The sequence below is a fragment of the Pseudoruminococcus massiliensis genome (assembly GCF_900291955.1).
GTDB lineage: Bacteria > Bacillota > Clostridia > Oscillospirales > Acutalibacteraceae > Pseudoruminococcus > Pseudoruminococcus massiliensis.
This window is the reverse complement of sequence record NZ_OLMR01000001.1, coordinates 1-19,388: the sequence shown is the minus strand read 5'-3', so window position 1 is coordinate 19,388 and position 19,388 is coordinate 1. Positions and strand designations below refer to the sequence as shown.

The following is a 19,388-nucleotide window of genomic DNA, read 5'->3' as shown; positions in this document are numbered from 1 at the left end:
GAGTAATAAAATGAAAAGATTTTTTGCAATTATATTATCAGCACTCATACTAACTTCTTTTGCTGCTTGTAATAATGATTCTGGTACAGAAACAAACGCTTCTAAAGCAGAAGGTGGAATATCAAGCTCTGCATCAGATAGTGAAAGCAGGAGTTCTTCAAGTTCAGAAAATAAGACTTCTTCTGAAACTAATAGTGGTTCTTCAGAGAGTACATCTTCAGGCAGTAATTCATCTGAAACAACATCTTCTTCAGAAATTTCTGATACAAATAAGCTTTCAAATGCAGCTATGGCAAAAAATGCAGGAGCTTTGCTCAAAGATGGCTTACATAATTTCTTTGTAGAGCTTGATGAAGATAAGTATCGCCTTGAAATTGATATGTTTGCTACAGCATCAAATTCATCAAAGGTTGTTATAATAACTCGTGACGGAAATAATATTTCTGCGGCAACAGGTGATTCTAAGGATAACCTTAGTAAGTCTATTGTTAAAGATGACAAGGGATATGTTATTGATGATACAAAAAAGACTATAACTTGGTCTAAGTTTGAGAAAGGCTATGCAGAGAACTATACAGAATATCTTGCAAAGCTTTTCTATATTACTAATATAGAAATGCTCAAGAGCGGAAAAGAAAAATTTGGTGACAAGGAAATGGACTATGAAGAGTATAAAATCATAGTAAATGAATCGTCTTCCGCTTCATCAGAATCTTCAAAAGTCGAAGAACAGCATGTAAAATATTATTTCGATAACAAGGAATTTAAGGGAATGAAAATCATTAATGGTAATGATTACTATGCCCTTAGAATTGTTTCTATGACACACGAAATTCCTGATGGAGAATTTGATTATCCATCAGATTACAAGCTTATTCAGGCAGAAGAATATTCTTATGCAGTAGATGGTTCTTCAAGTGCAGAATCAAGCAAGGCTTCAACAAGTTCAAAATCTTAATAAATTAAATAAATCCTCTTGCTGAAAAGCAGGGGGATTTTTTCTACCCTTCTGTGCTTTGAAAAGGCTTGAGCGAAGCTTTAGATTTTATTGAGTTATATCAAAAAGACTTGAATTAAATCTGAATATATCATAAAATAATAATAAAGTTTATAAATCGGAGGAAAACTTGTGAGAATTGGTGCATCAACAGCTTGTTTATATCCTATGGAAACAGAAAAAGCCGTAGCTACACTTATAGAAAACGGATTTCGCATAATAGAAATTTTCTTCAACTCATTTTCTGAGCTTGAGCCTGAATATCTTGAAAAGCTTAACGAATATATTCTGAAAAATAATTGTGAGGTTGTGTCTATACACCCATTTTTATCGGGAATGGAGCCATTTCTATTTTTCTCAAACTATGGACGAAGATTTTATGATACTGTAGATTTTTACGAGAAATTTTATAGGGGAGCTCAGATTTTAGGGGCAAAAAAGCTCATACTTCATGGTGGAGTTTTTCCAGATAGATATAATCTTTCTGATGAAGAATATTGCAAACGCTTTGATATTATTGCGAAAAGGGGAAGAAAATTCGGGGTAGAAACTTTGCACGAAAATGTAAATAAGTTTCGTGCATCATCACCGGATTTTATAAAAACTATGAGAAAGATTATTCCAGATAGTGCAAAATTTACGCTTGATTTAAAACAGGCAGTGCGTTCTGGATATAGTCCTTTTGAAATTTTAGATTCAATGGGAAATAGCTTGAAACATATTCATATCAATGACCATACTAACGGAAAAGATTGCCTGCTCCCATTTTATGGGGATTTTAATTATAAGGAGTTTTTTTCAGAATGCAGAAAAATAAGCTATGACGGAGATGTGATTATTGAAATTTATAAAAATAACTTTGATGATGTTTCAGAACTTATGAGGAGTGCAGAAAAGCTTTCTAAACTTCTTTGAGAGAATAAATAATTTAATAATAAATTAGTTTTGTAGTTAAAATTAAAAAATATTCTAAAATATATTAAAATTATTCAAAAGTGCTTGAAATTATTGATAAAATATGGTAAAATTTATGATGCTTAAATCGTTTTAAAAACTTTATTGTTAGGAGGATACCAATATGTTAAAGCATATTGTTTTTTGGAAAATCAAAGACAATGAAGATAAAGAAAAGAATATGGAACAAATGGTCAAAATGCTCTATTCTTTGGATGGGAGAATTAAAGGTCTTGAGTCTGTTGAGCTTGGCTATAATTTAGATTTTACTTCTGAATATGATGTTGTTCTATGTGCTGTTCTGAAATCTCCAGGAGCTTTGAAATTCTATCAGAATCACCCAGACCATGTTAAATGCAAAAAATTTATTTCAACTATTGCAGAAAAAAGAGTGGCTTTCGATTTCGTACCTGAGGACCCTGATTTCCTTGATATATCACCAGATATACTTGATTTCGATGAAAAGAAAGAGTCTAAAATAAGTTCACCTGAACCAATAGTACTTGTTACAAATATCGAAAAACCTAAGATTGGTGAGCCACCTATTGAAAAAGTAAAATCTCCTGCTGAAAAAATTGAAGATGCAAAGCCAGCAGAAGCTTTTGCTGAAAAGGCAGAGCAGAGCAAAACATCAGAAAAATCAAAAGCTGCTGATAAGAAATTACAGATAGATGTTTCTGATATTCAAACCGCTTCGGACGAATATCAAAGCCTTGTAAGACCAGTTATTCCTGGTATAAATGCTCCAATTGATTTTGTTCCAACAGAAGAACCCGAACCAGATTATAATATTATTCCTGATTTTATACAGAAGTCTATTAAAGAGGCTCAGGAAGATTATGATGTATTAGAAGCTATTGTTGATGAAGAAGACCCATATGGTTTTGAAGTTGCAAGTGAGCCTGAAAAGCCAGTCGAGGTTGAGAAGCCGGTCGAGGTTGAAAAGCCAGTCAAGGTTGAGAAGCCAGTCGAGGTCGAAAAGCCAGTCGAGGTTGAGAAGCCAGTCGAAGTTGAGAAGCCAATCAAGGTCGAAAAGCCAGTTGAAACTGCACCTACGCCTGTTGCACCAAAGTCTAAAGTAAACGAATCTGATATTCCTCCTATACCTGTAAAACATGGAAAATCACGCCTTTTTGAAAATAAAAACGAAGAAGAAACTCCGCAAGAAGTCGATATGAGCAATAAATGGCGTTGCCCATCATGTGGCCGTTTAAATGCTAACTATGTTGGTACTTGTGGTTGCGGTACATCTAAGCCGTTAAATGATTTTATTTCAGATGATAATACTGAACAAAATCAAGTACAAGAAGAAATACCTTCAAATGCTTGGAGATGTCCTGAATGTGGTGCTTTACACGCTAATTTCATAACTGATTGCAAATGTGGATATATTAAACCAGATGGATTTACAGTAAATCCAATTACAGGCGGTTTAAGTTCTGATGATTCAAATAGTCTTCCTCCATTTGCTCCAATGAAAGCTTCAGATATTGCATCAACTCCTCAAAAAGAAATTGGTACAGATATGCCAAAACCTATACCTATGGAAGTTTCTTCTATGAATAAGGAAGAGGCTAGTGGTTTGAAGTTTGGCGAACATAAGTTAGGCTTTGGTAAACCTGCTTCAAGAGCATCTAAAAATTCAGAACTAACGCCACCTCCGGCACCAGTTAAGGCGCCAACGCCACCTTCAGCACCAGTTAAGGCACCAACACCACCTCCAGCACCAGTTAAGGCACCAACACCACCTCCAGCAAAACCAGAAAAGAAGTCATTCTTCGGACGCAAGAAGAAAGAGAAAGAAAAGGAAAAAAAGCAAGAATTTGATATGACTAAGTTTTGGAAATGCCCAAGATGTGGAAAATATAACCATAATTATGTTGGTACTTGTGGCTGTGGCGAAGCAAAGCCATTTGATTTTGATTTCGGGGAAATCAAGGAAGATGATAAATCCTTTATTCCTAAGTCAAATGCTTGGAAATGCCCACAGTGCGGAAAGCTTAACAATAATTTTGTTTCAGTTTGCCACTGTGGATATAGCAATCCTGATATAGCTGAATAATAAAATGTACTTATAAATTAAGACAGCATAAATCGTTTTTTGGACGAGTTATGCTGTCTTTTTAATCTTTTCTTTTTTTGACTTTTGCAAGAGGATTGCTTTCAGCCGCTTTTTCCATTTGAGTACTTGAAAGATGTGTATAAATTTCGGTAGTGCTAAGACTTTCATGACCAAGAATATCTTTGAGTATTCTTATATCAACATTTCCGTGCTGATACATCAGCGTAGCAGCAGTGTGCCTTAATTTGTGAACAGAATATCCAGTAGAGCCATTTGGAGATGTGAGACCGATTTCGGAAAGATATTTTTTGACAAGCCATTGAACAGTTTTAGGACTTATTCTGTTTCCATTTCTGCTGATGAAAAGAGCATTTTTATCTTTAGATGATTTGATACTTCCGTTAGGTCGAAGGGGAAGATAGTCCTTAATTGCAGATATGCAGGCTTCATTAAGATATACGATTCTTTCCTTGCTGCCCTTGCCAAAAAGCCTTAAGGTTTTTTCTTCATAGTTTATGTCAGTAAGATTTATTCCGACAAGTTCTGAAAGACGCATACCACAATTCAAGAATAGTGTCAGTATGCAATAATCACGCTCTTTGTACTTTCCATCGATGGTATTAAGTAGTTCTATACTTTGCTCTAAAGAGAGAAACTTAGGTAATTTTTTTGATAGTTTTGGCGTATCAAGTCCCTTTGAGGGGTCGTAGTCAATTAAATTAAGCTTTTGATATAAAAAGTTAAAAAAAACTCTTATTGCACAAGATTTTCTTGCACGAGCTGCTGCTCCATTATTTCGTGTACTTATACAATAGTTCATAAAATAGCTTATATCATTAAAGCTGATTGTCTTTATAAAATCAAGGTCTATGTCATCTATTGCGATTTTTTCTTCTTCGATATTTTCATCAACAATTCCCTTATGTTTTTTCATATATCTGAAAAATGTACGCAAACTAATAAAGTATTCATTAACTGTATTTTCTGAACGACCTTTTACATTTTGCATATAGCTGAGAAATTGCTGTAAAAGTTCAAAGGATTCGTCAAGATATTGTTTTTTCATAAGTTCACCCCATAAAAGCTATTATTTTAATTATAACATAATGATTTTATAAATTCAAAGTTTCGACAGTTCGATGTCAAAAAAATATTGAAAAGTTTGTGATAAATTGCATATTTTTTTATTAACAAATTCTTGAAAAATATATAAATTTTGGATATAATAAGTTTATACGATTTTTTAAGCTATTATATATTTGATTACGAGGAGATTTAATGAAACGATTTAAAATTATTTTAGTAGCATTAGTTGCAGCAACTATGATTCAGGCAGTGCCTATAACTGCAAATGCAAAAACAAACAATGATACTTCAAAATCAATAGTTACACAAAATACTGTATCAGATAAAACTATAAAAATTATTGATATTCAAATCGAAGCCAAAAACGGTTCGGATATTACAGCTAAAGTTCAGCAGGCACTTGATGTTGCAAGAGATTTTGCAATGGATAGTGTTCCGTATAGAATTATTATCCCTAAGGGTACTTATACTATCTCCTCTGCACTTGAAATTTATAGTAATACACAAATCTGTGCTGAGGGCGCTCATATAATCAAGCAAAGCTTTTCGGGTGGTATGCTGAGAACAGCCTTTCCAAAAGGTGAAAATAAGTTATATGGATATTCAGGATATAAGAATATTAAAATTGTTGGTGGAATATGGGACGGAAATGCAGAAAGCCAAAAATATGGCGAAGGAAAATGCAAGGTATTTTCAAGCTTTAGGTTTGCACACGCTACAAATATAACTCTCGAAAATCTTTCCATAACTAATAATGTTGGTTCACATCATCTTGAACTTGGTGGTATTGATGGTGCTACAATCACAGGTTGTACCTTTGAAGGTTATAAAGATGGTGGTATTTCCGGTGGAAAAGAGGCTATTCAGCTTGATGTTATGTATAGCCCAGAAGTTTTCGTAGGCTATCCGGCTTTTGATGATACACCTTGCATAAATGTAAAAATATCGAATAATACTTTTAAAAATGTAAATAGAGGTGTTGGAAATCATACAGCTGTAAATGGAGTGTATTTTGAAAATGTAGAAGTGACAAATAATATCTTTGAAAATATTACTCAGCAGTCAATCCTTGCATTAAATTGGAAAGATTGCAATATTTCAAATAATATTATGAGGAATGTGGGTTCTGGTGTTGATTTTAAATATATGGAGCCAACTCTATATAATAATCCAAAGGTTGGCAGTACAAATATAGATTCACAGTCAAAATCTACTATTTCAAATAATATAATCTCAATAAGCTCAAGTGCAACTGAAAATCTTCCATATATTTTTGGTATTCGTGCTTGGGGTACAACTATTAATGAAGCTAATAATTCAAACTCAATTTTAGAAGGAAATTATTTTGTTGAGGGTGTGGATATTTTAAATAATACTATTACAGCACTTGGTAGAATAGACGCTGGAATTTCTGGAAAGCTTATGAACGATAGCAAAATCTATAACAATATAGTAGATTTTTCAAATTCTAAAGGCAATGAAAACAGCAGAGGCATTTATCTAAGGCAAAGCAATAATAATACAATAGAAAATAATACTTGCCATCAGATTAATGGTACTGGTGGAAATGGTATACATCTTTCAGCAAGTGATAAAAATATTATAAAAACTAATACTATTACTGATTGTACAGGCAATGGCATCTCACTTAATACCTATTCAAATGAAAATCAGATTATAGGTGGCAACGTTCTTGGAAATTCTGTGAATGGAATTTCATTGAATTCAAGCAGTGCAAATACTGTAAAGAATATAAGTGACGTTAAGGGCAACGGAAATTACGGAATTATAATAAGCAATTCCTCAAGTAGCAATAAAGTTATAGGAGTAAAAGTAGACTCGAATAAAAAGAGTGGAATAGCTGTGAGCGGTTCAAGCTCAAGTAATACACTTACAAATAATGTTTCTAAAAACAATGGCGGAAACGGTGTTTTGATTTATAACTCTGCTAATAATATCGTAAGCGCATCTTCTTTCTCAGCTAATAAGAATTATGGACTTACAATTTCAGGCAATAGTAGGTCGAATAAAGCAACTTTATGTAATTCAAATAATAATAAAAAAGGACAGGCTGTTATTACAGGTAAATCAAGCAACAATAATGTTGATGTAATAAAGACAGACAATAAAGCAAAAGGAACATTGCCAAGTATTCCGCAAGGTGTTAAGCTTGGAGGTCGTACATCTACTAAAATAAAACTTCAATGGAGTAAAAGTGAAAATGCAAGCGGATATTATGTATACCGAAAAGACAATAACGGCATTTATAAAAAGATAAAGACCATTGAGGGAAATTCTATAGTTTCTTTCATAGATAGCGGACTTACTCCAAATAAAAGCTATTCTTATAGAATTACTGCCTATTATAAATCAAATGGCAATGTTATAAACTCAAGCTATTCTAAAACTGTAAGCTATACTACACTTTTAAAAGCAACAGATAAGTTTACTGGAACATCTACAAAAAATACCATAACTCTTAAATGGAATAAGGTTTCGGATGCTACTGGATACTATGTATATAGATATGACGCAAAATCAAATAGCTATAAAACCCTTATAACATTTAATAATGAAAATAGTATTTCAGTAAGAGTTACAGGTCTTAACCCAAATACAAAATATACTTATAAAGTTATGGCATTTAAGAAAACAAATAGTGGTACTTTAAAGGGAGATATTTCAAAAGCTTTGTCTGTTACAACTAAAAAATAAGCAGAAAAAATCTATTGACAAAGCATTTTTAAAGTGCTATATTAGCATTAGAAATCAAATAGATTAAATGTAATGATAAGGAAGCGTTTTTCAAATACGGTTTCAAAAGAGAGCAGAGGTCATCGGCTGAAAGCCTTTGCAGAAACTATGATTAACGACACCGCCTTTGAACATTACTGCGAAATAAGCAGTAACGCCTGCCTGCGTTATGGACATTAACGAGATGACGGATTTTTATTATATTATCCGTTAAGCTTGGGTGGAACCACGGTGAAAATTCCCCGTCCCAGTGTATCCTTAGTGATGCTTTGGGGCGGTTTTTATTTTGTCTGTTTGGTAAATTCTATTTTAATAAGGAGCTGTTGAAAAATGATTAAGGTAACGCTTAAAGACGGAGTTGTTAAAGAGTATGAAAGCGGAACAACAGTTGCAGAGGTTGCAAAGTCACTTGGTGCAGGACTTTATAAGTCTATGTGTGCCTGTAAGATTAATGGCAATGTCTGCGATGTAAGAACTCCACTTACAGAGGATTGTGAGCTTGCTATCCTCACTTTTGATAATGTTGATGGTAAAAAGGCTTTCTGGCATACTACATCTCATATTCTTGCTCAGGCTGTTAAGAGATTATATCCTGAGGCAAAGTTTGCTATTGGCCCTGCGATTGACACAGGCTTTTATTATGATTTCGATGTAGAAAAACCATTCTCCCCTGAGGACTTAGAAAAGATTACAGCGGAGATGAAGAAAATCGTTAAGGAAGGACTTGAGCTTGAAAAGTTTGAGCTTTCTCCTGATGAGGCTGTTAAACTTCTTGAGGAAAAAGATGAGCCATATAAGGTTGAGCTTTGCAAGGAACACGCAGATAAGGGAGAGCCAATCAGCTTTTATAAGCAGGGCGAATTTATAGACCTTTGTGCAGGTCCTCACCTTATGTCTGTTGCTCCTGTAAAGGCTATTAAGCTCACAGCCTGTACTGGTGCATACTGGCGTGGAAACCAAAATAATCGCCAGCTTTGCAGAGTTTATGGTGTTTCTTTCCCTAAGGCATCTATGCTTGAGGAACATCTCAAGATGCTTGAGGAGGCTAAGGAGCGTGACCACAACAAGATAGGCAGAGAACTTGAGTACTTCACAACTGTTGACTATGTAGGTCAGGGACTTCCTGTACTTCTTCCTAAGGGTGCAAGAGTTATCCAGTTACTCCAGAGATGGGTTGAAGATGTTGAGCAATCAAAGGGCTGCTTGTTGACAAAAACACCACTTCTCGCAAAGAGAGAGCTTTATAAGATTTCAGGACACTGGGACCACTATCTCGATGGTATGTTTGTTCTTGGTGACCCATATGACGAGGAGAAAGAGTGCTTTGCACTTCGTCCTATGACTTGCCCATTCCAGTATCAGGTATTCCTCAATAAACAGCGTTCTTACAGAGAACTTCCTATGAGATTGACAGAAACATCTACACTTTTCAGAAATGAAGCAAGTGGTGAAATGCACGGACTTATCAGAGTTCGTCAGTTTACAATCTCTGAGGGACACTATATTCTCCGTCCTGACCAGCTTGAGGAAGAATTTAAGAACTGTCTCGAGCTTGCAAAATATTTCCTCGATACGGTAGGTCTTCTTGAAAATTGCACATTCAGATTCTCTCAGTGGGACCCTGAAAATAAGAATAATAAGTATGAGGGTACAAAGGAGCAGTGGGAGGAATCTCAGGCAGTTATGAAGAAGATTCTTGACCATATCGGACTCGATTACGAAATTGGTATTGATGAGGCTGCATTCTATGGTCCTAAGCTTGATATTCAGTATAAGAATGTATTCGGCAAGGAAGACACAATCGTTACTATCCAGATTGATATGCTCGAGGCAGAAAGATTTGGAATGTACTATGTTGATAAGGACGGTCAAAAGAAGATTCCTTATATTATTCATAGAACTTCACTTGGCTGTTACGAAAGAACTCTTGCTTATATGCTTGAGCGTTTTAATGGTGTACTTCCACTCTGGCTTGCACCTGAGCAGGTAAGACTTCTTCCTATCAAGTCAGCTCATAACGAATATGCACAATCTATCGCAGATAAGTTGACAGCACTTGGAATGAGAGTAACTGTTGATAGTAGAGAAGAAAATATCGGCCCTAAGATTAAGAACGCAAGACTTGAGAGAATACCATATATTCTTGTTATCGGTGATAATGAGGTTGCTTCTAATACAGTTACAATTCGTTCAAGAAAAAGAGGCGAGATGCCTAATACTCCTGTTGATGAATTTATCCAAATGGTCAAAACAGAGGTTGACACTAAAGAAAAATAATTTTTGAGTTATTTCTGTTTTTATAGTTGAATATTTATCTACATTTAGCACGGCTCGGATTTCGGGCTGTGCTTTTGTATTTGTAGGAATTGAATATTATTCCTGAAAATATCTCGATTATTGAAATAAAACAGTATAAAGTAGAAAAAGCTGTGTCTTTTTTGTACAATATTGCAATTTGAATTTTATTAGTTTATACTAAAAATCTTCAACTTAATGTAGCGTGATGTACGAATCAGATAGCATAAAATGTAAAGTTTTCTGTAAGTATTGACAAATTGAATGAAATCGTGTTTAATAATATTAAAGAAATTGAGAAACTATATCTTTTGAATCATAAATAAAATATCGTTATATTGCAGAATAATATTATTTGATGAAAATTGTGCTTTATTAAAATTTCATCAAACTTATCGTGGTTTAAATTCAAAATTTTATTTTTAAGAAATTTAGGCAAAGAAAATATATAATTTGTGCTATATAACATTCAAACCTAACATATTAAATTTCCGTAGTGAAACCGATATTTTCTTAAAATGACAGGTGGTGAATTTTATGCTGAATTTTGATGGAACAGCTATATCTATGGGTTACGCTATCGGAAAGATTCTTTATTTGAATAATTCAAAAAAGAGTATTCCAAAATATACAATAACAGATACAGAAAAAGAAATGGCAAGACTTATAGAAGCAAGAAATGCAGTTTATGACCAGCTAACCATTTTAAATGAACGAGCAAAGGAAAGCATCGGTGGTAAAAATGCTTTGATTTTCCAATTTCATCAGATGCTTCTGAACGATAATTCTCTTAGAGATTATTCAAAAAATATAATAATAAATGAACATATGAATTGCGAATATGCTGTGAAAAAAACATCAGAGCATTTTTATAACATCTTTGCCAATTTAGAAGATGATTATATGAGAGAGCGTGCAGATGATATTGTCGATTTATCTAACAAGCTTTTAAATACGCTTATGTCAGAAAATGAGATAAGCAAGGTTAATATAACAGAGCCTTTTATTATTGCTGCGAGAGAACTTTACCCGAGTGATACACTTTCTTTCACAAAAGAAAATATACTTGGTATTATTACATCTGTTGGTTCTTTTACTTCTCACGCATCTATTATATCAAGAATTTTGGGCATACCGTCTATCTCTAATACAAATGCCGTTTTAGAGCGTTTAAATGGCAGATATGCCATTCTTGATGGAGAAAAAGGAAAGCTTTTTGTTGACCCAACAGAGGGTATGCTTTCTCAGTATAGGTCTAAGAAGGAACGATATGAACAATATCGTCAAATGCTCAATAGCCAGAAAAATCTTCCTACTGAAACAATAGACGGAAAGAAAATAGGACTTTTTGCAACAATCGGTTCAATAGACGGTGCTCAGGTTGCAATAGATAATGATGCAGAGGGAATAGGCTTTTTGAAGAGTGATTTCCTCTTTGCCGGAAGAGCGTCTTTGCCAAGTGAAGATGAGCAATTTATGGCATACAGAGCAATCTCTAAAACGATGGGAACAAAGGTTACTAACATATGCATGCTCGATATGCTTCCAGAGCAAGAGTGTAGCTATTTTAATATATCAAAGGAAAGTAATCCTGCTATGGGTATGCGTGGAATAAGACTTCTTCTTGAAAATCCAAGTGTGCTTAAAAAACAGTTAAGAGCTATATATAGAGCTTCAGCTTTTGGTAAGGTTTCTATATGTATTCCTATGGTATCATCTGCAAATGAAGTGCGTTCCTTTAAAAAGACGGCTAAAGAGGTTCGTGATGAATTAAAGAGAGAGGGCATAAATTATGACCCATCAACGCAGATAGGAATTATAGTAGAAACACCTGCGGCGGCAGTTATAAGCGATATTCTTGCCGAAATGGTAGATTTTATAAACATAGGTACTAATGATTTAACTCAATATACCTTGGCTGTTGACAGAAATAATGAGGACCTCATAAATTTCTACATAACAGCACATAAAGCGGTTTTAAGACTTATTAAGATGACCATACAAAATGCTCACAAGGCAGAAATTCCTGTTGGAATATGTGGTGACCTTGCTGCTGATAAGCGACTTACAGAAAAATTCTTGAGATATGGTGCAGATAGTTTTTCGATTATTCCAAGCAAAATACTTGAGATGCGTTCTGAAATAAGAAAAGTAGACCTTAATGAAAAGAAATCAAAATAAAGGTGATTAGATGGATTCAAAAGAGCGAGCATTGCTTGCTATTGAAGCTCTAAAAAAAGAATATCCTGATGCAATATGTTCACTTGTTTATACTGAACCTTTACAGCTTCTTATAGCTACAAGGCTTGCTGCACAATGTACAGATGCACGAGTAAATATGGTTACTCCAGCATTATTTGAACGCTTTAAAACAGCAGAGGATTTCGCAGAGGCTGATATATCAGAAGTGGAAAAGTATATTCATTCTTGCGGACTTTATAAGACTAAGGCAAGAGATATAGTTGCTATGTGTCAGATGCTTGTTTCGGATTTTGGTGGGGTAGTGCCTGATACAATCGAAAAGCTGATAAAGCTCCCTGGCGTAGGTAGAAAGACGGCAAACTTAGTTGTTGGGGATATTTTTGGAAAGCCTGCTGTGGTTGTTGATACTCATTGCATAAGGATAACCTCAAGACTTGGTTTTCATTCTATTAAAGATGCAAATAAGATAGAAAAGATATTGAGAGATGTTCTTCCACCAGAAGAAAGCAATGATTTTTGTCATAGGCTCGTACTTCATGGCAGAGCTGTCTGTGACGCACGAAAACCAAAATGCGATAAATGTTGTATGAACGGCTTTTGCGAATATTACAGCCAAAATAAGGCGATTTAAAATATATAAATAAGCATTTGCAAGAGGATTATGTTTTTTCTTGCTCCTCTTGAAAAGCCAAAAAACATATGATATAATATGACCAAAAGAACCAAAATAGTCATATTTCAAGGAGGTTCAACCTTGGCTTTTACCGAATACGAAACAGAACAGCTCCGCAAGGCACTGCTGAAGGAAACGAGACACTGTGCGGTCACGCTGGGAATGAAGAAAACCTCTGTTGACCAGTTGACGAAGGCTGTAGGTATAGCAAAAGGCTCATTCTATAAATTTTATGAATCAAAGGAAATGCTGTTCTTCGCAGTTTTGGAGGGCATCCATTCCGAGCTTTACGGAGTGGCTGACCAAGCATTGAGCGAAACTGCCAGTCTGCCGACCTCAGAACGTGTGGCAAAGGTAATCCTTGCCGTATGCAAACGGCTGTCCGATACTGGCGACATGATTTTCATAGAAAACGATGCTAAGCTGCTTTTGCAGAGATTGCCAGAGGAAGTGAAAAAAGTGCATTACCACGATGACGAGACGCATATTCGCCAGCTTCTGGAGAAATATGACCTTGTGCCAAAGTGCGGTACTTCCTTGGCTGTCGCTACTGTATTTGGATTAATTCTCACAGTTTCGCACAAGGAGCAAATAGGAGAACTGTACCCTCAAGTGCTGGAAACGCTGGTAAACGGCACTTGTAAGGAATTATTTTAATAGACCAAAATGCCACAGAGATGTGGCATTTCAAAGACACACGAGTTAGCTAAATCTAACCTTATGTTTTGTATGTATTGGTTAGACAAATCTAACAAAAAAGGAATGATAGCGATGCTATAACACGAAAATTTCTGGAACAGAAATGTCAGTTTATACAACCGTTTCATGCGAAAGGATTGGGAGGCATAAGGCTCTATAATAAAAGTTGGGGGTAGAAAAAGAGCCTACAGATAAAAAGTAGAGAATATTTTACCAAAATCCGTATTTTACATATGTTTTCCAACAAACATATCAATTCTACAATAAAACAAGCGACAGTTTAATTTTCTGCCACTTGCAATTACACTTTATTCTATTTTTTCAGATTACGCAAACTATTGACATTGAGCTAAAATTTTTAAATAGAGCATATAAACAAAACCGCATTAACACTGATACCTCAGCATTAATGCGGTTTTGTTTTGTCAAATCACTCTAATTTGGATACAAGCTGCACCTCACAGCCTTACAAAAGCCTTTGAAACAAGGCGTTTTTCGGCTTCTTGCACACGATTATTATTCCTGCTCGACTTGATGGCTTGCGCCATTCAGTTGGACTTTTTTGTTTTTGCAAAGGTTGGAGATTATTTCCCTTGTGATAGTGATACAGTAAAGCCAGAATATCTTGTCTGGGACGCAAGTATGGACGCAAACTTTAAACAGATTGAGCTTCTCACAAATCAGCTTTATACAATTTCGGAAATGGGTTCTGCTGTGTTTGGGGATTTAACGAATAAGGCAGGTGATGTTCCAAGCGGTTCGGCTTTAAGACGATTGATGATGTCACCACTCGCCAAAGCTCGTAGGATTGCGAATCGTTTCGACCCGATACTCAAAAAGATTATATCAGCAAGTGCGGAAATCCTCGGAACGGAAATTGCACCCGAAGAAATCACTATAACATGGCATGACGGCTTACCTGCCGACCCAGCAGAGGACGCTGAAATCATGTCAGTTCGTACAGGCGGAAAAGCTACACTGTCGCAGTATACAGCGATTCAAAGGCTTGATGATATGTCCGCTGCTGATACAGATGCGGAGCTTGCTATGATACGCTCTGATGATATTGATTCAAGCCTTGGCTCGGAAGAACCCTTACTTGAACCGATTGAGGGCGTCTGATGAATACGCAGAAAAAGCTGATTGAAACATATCAGAAAGCACAGAAAAAACTCGTTGAGATAATCAAGCGTAAACAGGCTTATGGCTCGGCAGCAGCTTATGAAAGGTCGCTTTTAAGGCAGATTCAAAAGGAGCTTAAAAAGCTGAAAAAATCTTCAAAAGCACTTGTTGAACAGCTCATCAAAGAAAACTACAAAACAGGCTTGCAAAACTTAATTGATGACTTACTAAAAGACAATACCGCACCAAGATTGTTTAATATGTTCAGCGAACTTAACATAAGTCAGATTGAACTTATTACTCAAAACGCTAATATCGACTTAAACAAGTCGATTAACATTGTTGGTCGAAGAATGCAGGACGCAGTCAGAGAAGCTGGTATTGAAGCGACCGCAGAGAAGCTCACAACAGGTCAGACAATTCGAGAAATGCAGAAGAATCTGGAAAAGAAGCTTGAACAGCAAAATCTGACCGCAGTCGAATATGCCAACGGCACAAAAATGCCGATTGAAAAATATGCTGAAACTGTTGCTCGCTCAACTACTGCAGAAACTCAAAATAAAGCTAAAGTCATACAAGGACAAGACTGGGGCTACGACCTTGTGAGGTTTACAGAACATAGCCCTACCTGTGAAGTCTGCTCGATGTATCAGGGCAGAGTTTATGCCCTCACGAAAGAAGCTGCCAATGGCAAATACAAAGGCTCTAAAGGTCAGGAATTACATTTTCCCTATCTTTATGATACAGCTTTGATAAGCGGTTACAGTACTATACACCCAAACTGCCGTCACCGTTTGTCGGTACTTCCGGCAGGAGCTTATACTGCTGCTGAAATGGAAGATTTTTCCCGAAAAAGTATGCAGCCCTTTGAAGATATGCGGTCAGACCAAGAGCGTAAAGCGTATGCCAAGGAACAGGAAGTCAAGCGTAAACGGAACGAGAGCCGTAAACAGTATGAGAAAATCAAGACTGCTTTGCCAAATGACGCACCTAAGACATTTGCTGCTTTTGTTAAGATGAAATCTGCAAAATCAGAGCGGTATCAAGAGCTTTTGAAGGATTACCGTACTGTAATTGGTATTGCAAAGGAACAGGAAAGTGGTATAATAAAGAATATAGAATTACCACCAAAAATTGAGAAAATAAAAAGTATGGCTCCTGAAACACGAGAATTAATTTCAAAGGGCATAGATGAAATTTGTTCTCAGTATACAGTTAACTTGAATGAAATTACAGTTGTAGATTTGGGGGATAAATTTAGAACCACTCCATTTCAGTATCAACCATATTTTGAAAACGATAAGTTAAAGCATAGATTGGTTATCAATGGTGGTTATTACTTTAATGATTCCCAAAAGGAATTTCAGGCTCGAATTTTAAGAAATTATAACAGAGGCGTTCTTGCAGCTAAATCTGTAGAAGATTTTATTGCACATGAAATGGCTCACATAATGACATTTCAAGACTTGAATTCTGAGGGTGGATTACTTTTAGAAAATAAAAGATTACAAAATTTATATGTACCAGGAGTTTCGTTATATGCAGATGCTTCTTTAGATGGTGCTGAAACTATTGCTGAAGCATTTGTAAGATTAAGAAATAATGAAAAAGTTCCTGATGAAGCAATAAGCCTTGTTAAAGAATATATTGAAAGGTGGCATAAATAATGTTAGTATTTTCACCATGTATGGATTGTAAATATTTATTTAAAGAAGATAATAATTTTAAATGTTTTTCATATCCCAACGGAATACCTAAGAATATATTTTTTGATGGAAGCAGTAATCTTTGCAGAAATATTAACAAGGATAAAACACATTTTGAATCTATCTATTCTGAAAAAAATTAATTATTTATAAAAGCACTCTTGCAAAAGAAGAACAGACTATGCTTAATGGTATGATATTATCGCATAATCATCCATCTAATAGCCCACCTTCTCCTGCGGATATATATAATCTCAGAGCGTTTAATCTTGCAGAGGTTAGAGCTGTTACAAAATATGGAGTTTATTCTGTTAAACAACCTGAAATTTGGAAAAAAGAATTTTCAAGCAGAGAAGAACTTAATCAAAAATTTTTAGATTTAGTTGAACCTATAAAAGCTAAGATTTTAATTCAGCATAAAAAGGGAAAAATTGATATTGAACAAGCTAATTTTCTAGCCCAAAATATGATTATGCGTAGAATTGCACGAAGATATGGTGTTGTTATTGAACTTGAGAGGTGGTAATCTATGGCAAGCGAAGATATTATTTTTGATGATAATGTGTTTTTTGAAACAATATTAGGAAGTCAATGCGATAATTGTATATTTTACTTGCAAAATCCTAAACATAATTGTTGTAAAGCATATCCACAAGGCATACCTCCTGAAATATGGACAGGAAAAGTAATTCACAACACTCCATACAAGCAGGATAATGATATTGTATATAAGAAATCTGTATAAGCACTCTTGCAAAAGAAGAACAAGGTGCTTTTATTTATACTAAAAATCAAGAGAGGAATTTATATGATAAATATTTAAAAAAGGAGTAATTGTCTATGTTTTATTTCATACCCTGTGATAATTGTAAGCATAAGAGAACCATTAAGAAAGATGGTTGGATTTTTACTTGCGATGCATTTCCAGATGGAAGACCTTTAAACTTTATTTATGAACACAATTATAATGAACCATTATGTAATAATAATATAGGATTTGAATCCTTAGAATCGGAAATTTCCTCATAAATGCCCTAAATCGCATTTAATTATTAGATGTAAAATTATCAGTTTAACAATTTCTAAACGCTCTTATGGGAAAAATGGTGAACACACTCACGATTATATTTACGATGAAAATGGAAATCTCATAGGCAGACCAATGCGTGAATTAACTGATGAAGAGCGAAAGGAGAATGAAGATATACTATGAAATTATCAGATTTGAAAAACAGAATAGCTTCTCTTTCGGGATTTATCGGTTTTGATTATAACGATACCCCTTGTGGAATTGACCCGATAAATCAAAGCCATTTTGAAATGTGGTGCGGCAATGATTATATTACTGCCAAAAGTATTGACGAAGTAATGACTACAAAAATTTTCAACGGAAATTCTCTTACAGATATATTTGATAAAATCACAAACTTTGATTTTTAACCGCTCCTTGAGGGCGGTTTTTCTATGCCCGAAAACAAACACAATCTATACTCCGAACACAAATCAAACAACAATGTTTGGGCAGAGTGTAAATCAGCAGATAGCTGACAGTATGAACGAAGAAACAGAACAACGCTGGGACGGTCAGACTCGTGATAGTGACGGCAGATTCGATAAAGGGAAAAGACGAAGATTAGTTCGTTCAGGAGCAAAGCGAAAAACCTCCGAAAAATCTTCTAAAAGCCTTGAAAAGTCGGATAAGAATGATATAATAAAGTCAAGAAATATAAGCGGAGCTTTAAATCCATTTAGTCCAGCAGCAGAAAAACATGCAACACAATATTATGAATCTGTAAGGCACATGAAGACGGACACAATAAAAATTTCTGAGGCTACTGGTATAGCTAAGCATAAAATTGATAAAATAAAAAATCATGTTTTTATATCTGAACATAATTTAATTGATGGGAAAAGACGGTTTGACCCTGATTATGAAATGGCTTAGTCATGGCAAAGATTGATAAATGGAAAGTTTAAGGAACAAGATATGATTCTTTTAAAACATGAATATGCCGAATTAAGATATATGGAAAAAGGTTTTTCTCAAAATGAAGCACATATTAAAGCCTCTCGCAGATATAATTTTGCAAAATATTGTGATTAAGAAGGTGATTTAATGATAAAATTGTTTAATATTTTAATATCTAAAGATAATATATCTTGTGATTATACTCCCGAAGATTGTACAAAAGCAGGTCATGTTACAATGAACATTAAATCACAAGAAATTATAGATGTAAAATATTCAGAATATGAATATGGAAAAAAGTTATATGTTGCTCATGTTCGTAAAAAACTTGCAGAATTAACACAATTATCTGAAATACCAAAAGAAGTAATTGCTGTTTGGTACTAAATCAACCGCTCCTTGAGGGCGGTTTTTCTATGCCCGAAAACGAATACAATCTATACCCCAAACACAAATCAAACAACAATGTTTGGGCAGAGTGTAAATCAGCAGATAGCTGACAGTATGAATGAAGAAACAGAGCAACGCTGGGACGGTCAACGTCGAGAAAGCAATGGACAGTTCGGTAAAGGAAAAAGGCCACGCTCAGCACAGTCAAAAAGGAAGAAAAACGGTTCAGATAAATCCTCTGAAAGACTTGAAAAGTCGGATAAGAGTGATATAATAAAAGAAAAACAAAAATCTTCAATGGACCATAGTCAATAAAGTAGACAAGTAAAAGAGCAAATTTTACAAAAAATTCATTTCTGCCTGATCAGGAGAGAGGCCGTTATTGTGAGAATGAGGTCTGAAAGAATTGTAGAAACCGTTGATATACTGAAAAATGCTCAGTTTCAGTTCATCAAAGGAAGAGTAAGTTCTGCGGTTGG

The 19,388-nt window shown here is 35.0% G+C and carries 19 protein-coding genes; 17 read left to right on the top strand and 2 right to left on the bottom strand.

The genetic code is table 11. The features are described from left to right. Positions 1-10 precede the first annotated feature (10 nt). The 3 genes from C9914_RS00100 to C9914_RS00090 all read left to right on the top strand — a co-directional run bounded on the left by C9914_RS00100 (position 11) and on the right by C9914_RS00090 (position 4,013). A complete protein-coding gene (locus C9914_RS00100) occupies positions 11-958 on the top strand; it encodes a hypothetical protein (RefSeq protein ID WP_106762621.1) in 948 nt (315 codons plus the stop codon). A 171-nt stretch (positions 959-1,129) separates the two neighbouring features. Beyond that, the gene (locus C9914_RS00095) at positions 1,130-1,912 is read left to right on the top strand and encodes a sugar phosphate isomerase/epimerase family protein (protein WP_106762619.1); all 783 of its coding nucleotides are present in this window, start codon (positions 1,130-1,132) and stop codon (positions 1,910-1,912) included. A 163-nt stretch (positions 1,913-2,075) separates the two neighbouring features. Further along, positions 2,076-4,013: a Dabb family protein gene (locus tag C9914_RS00090; protein ID WP_106762618.1), complete on the top strand. Its 1,938-nt coding sequence runs from the start codon at positions 2,076-2,078 to the stop codon at positions 4,011-4,013. Between the two features lie 61 nt (positions 4,014-4,074). On the opposite strand, the gene C9914_RS00085 is transcribed toward C9914_RS00090, so the two are convergent. Continuing rightward, the gene (locus tag C9914_RS00085) at positions 4,075-5,079 is read right to left on the bottom strand and encodes a tyrosine recombinase XerC (RefSeq protein ID WP_106762616.1); all 1,005 of its coding nucleotides are present in this window, start codon (positions 5,077-5,079) and stop codon (positions 4,075-4,077) included. 212 nt (positions 5,080-5,291) lie between these two features. On the opposite strand from C9914_RS00085, the gene C9914_RS00080 reads away from it, so the two are divergent. From C9914_RS00080 to C9914_RS00010, 14 genes are all read left to right on the top strand, one after another. Further along, on the top strand, positions 5,292-7,814 hold the full coding sequence (locus C9914_RS00080) for a right-handed parallel beta-helix repeat-containing protein (RefSeq protein WP_106762614.1): 2,523 nt from the start codon (positions 5,292-5,294) through the stop codon (positions 7,812-7,814). A 72-nt stretch (positions 7,815-7,886) separates the two neighbouring features. Then, the gene (locus tag C9914_RS11415; RefSeq protein ID WP_158707290.1) at positions 7,887-8,033 is read left to right on the top strand and encodes a hypothetical protein; all 147 of its coding nucleotides are present in this window, start codon (positions 7,887-7,889) and stop codon (positions 8,031-8,033) included. A 150-nt stretch (positions 8,034-8,183) separates the two neighbouring features. Beyond that, entirely contained in the window at positions 8,184-10,130 is a 1,947-nt protein-coding gene (gene thrS, locus C9914_RS00075) for a threonine--tRNA ligase (protein WP_106762613.1), read from the top strand. Positions 10,131-10,685: 555 nt separating this feature from the next. Next, a complete protein-coding gene (gene ptsP, locus C9914_RS00070) occupies positions 10,686-12,329 on the top strand; it encodes a phosphoenolpyruvate--protein phosphotransferase (protein WP_106762611.1) in 1,644 nt (547 codons plus the stop codon). A 10-nt stretch (positions 12,330-12,339) separates the two neighbouring features. Next, a complete protein-coding gene (gene nth, locus C9914_RS00065) occupies positions 12,340-12,981 on the top strand; it encodes an endonuclease III (RefSeq protein WP_106762609.1) in 642 nt (213 codons plus the stop codon). Between the two features lie 78 nt (positions 12,982-13,059). After that, entirely contained in the window at positions 13,060-13,680 is a 621-nt protein-coding gene (locus C9914_RS00060) for a TetR/AcrR family transcriptional regulator (protein WP_276329538.1), read from the top strand. 594 nt (positions 13,681-14,274) lie between these two features. After that, entirely contained in the window at positions 14,275-14,844 is a 570-nt protein-coding gene (locus C9914_RS00055) for a phage portal protein (protein WP_158707289.1), read from the top strand. Continuing rightward, entirely contained in the window at positions 14,844-16,511 is a 1,668-nt protein-coding gene (locus C9914_RS00050; RefSeq protein ID WP_106762604.1) for a phage minor capsid protein, read from the top strand. The genes C9914_RS00055 and C9914_RS00050 overlap by 1 nt, the downstream gene beginning before the upstream one ends. A gap of 220 nt (positions 16,512-16,731) precedes the next feature. After that, positions 16,732-17,076 carry a 3-deoxy-7-phosphoheptulonate synthase gene (locus C9914_RS00040; protein WP_106762601.1) on the top strand — a complete coding sequence of 115 codons (345 nt, stop codon included), beginning with the start codon at positions 16,732-16,734 and terminating at the stop codon, positions 17,074-17,076. 3 nt (positions 17,077-17,079) lie between these two features. Continuing rightward, a complete protein-coding gene (locus C9914_RS00035; protein ID WP_242972021.1) occupies positions 17,080-17,295 on the top strand; it encodes a hypothetical protein in 216 nt (71 codons plus the stop codon). Between the two features lie 464 nt (positions 17,296-17,759). Further along, positions 17,760-17,990: a hypothetical protein gene (locus tag C9914_RS00025; RefSeq protein WP_022264774.1), complete on the top strand. Its 231-nt coding sequence runs from the start codon at positions 17,760-17,762 to the stop codon at positions 17,988-17,990. A gap of 112 nt (positions 17,991-18,102) precedes the next feature. Next, positions 18,103-18,495 carry a hypothetical protein gene (locus C9914_RS00020; protein WP_106762598.1) on the top strand — a complete coding sequence of 131 codons (393 nt, stop codon included), beginning with the start codon at positions 18,103-18,105 and terminating at the stop codon, positions 18,493-18,495. Positions 18,496-18,666: 171 nt separating this feature from the next. Continuing rightward, positions 18,667-18,906: a hypothetical protein gene (locus C9914_RS00015; RefSeq protein WP_106762596.1), complete on the top strand. Its 240-nt coding sequence runs from the start codon at positions 18,667-18,669 to the stop codon at positions 18,904-18,906. A gap of 117 nt (positions 18,907-19,023) precedes the next feature. Beyond that, a complete protein-coding gene (locus C9914_RS00010; protein ID WP_158707288.1) occupies positions 19,024-19,224 on the top strand; it encodes a hypothetical protein in 201 nt (66 codons plus the stop codon). A 24-nt stretch (positions 19,225-19,248) separates the two neighbouring features. Here C9914_RS00010 and C9914_RS00005 read toward each other — a convergent pair. Then, positions 19,249-19,388: IS3 family transposase (locus C9914_RS00005; RefSeq protein ID WP_158707287.1), on the bottom strand; the 140-nt coding region annotated here is incomplete at its 5' end.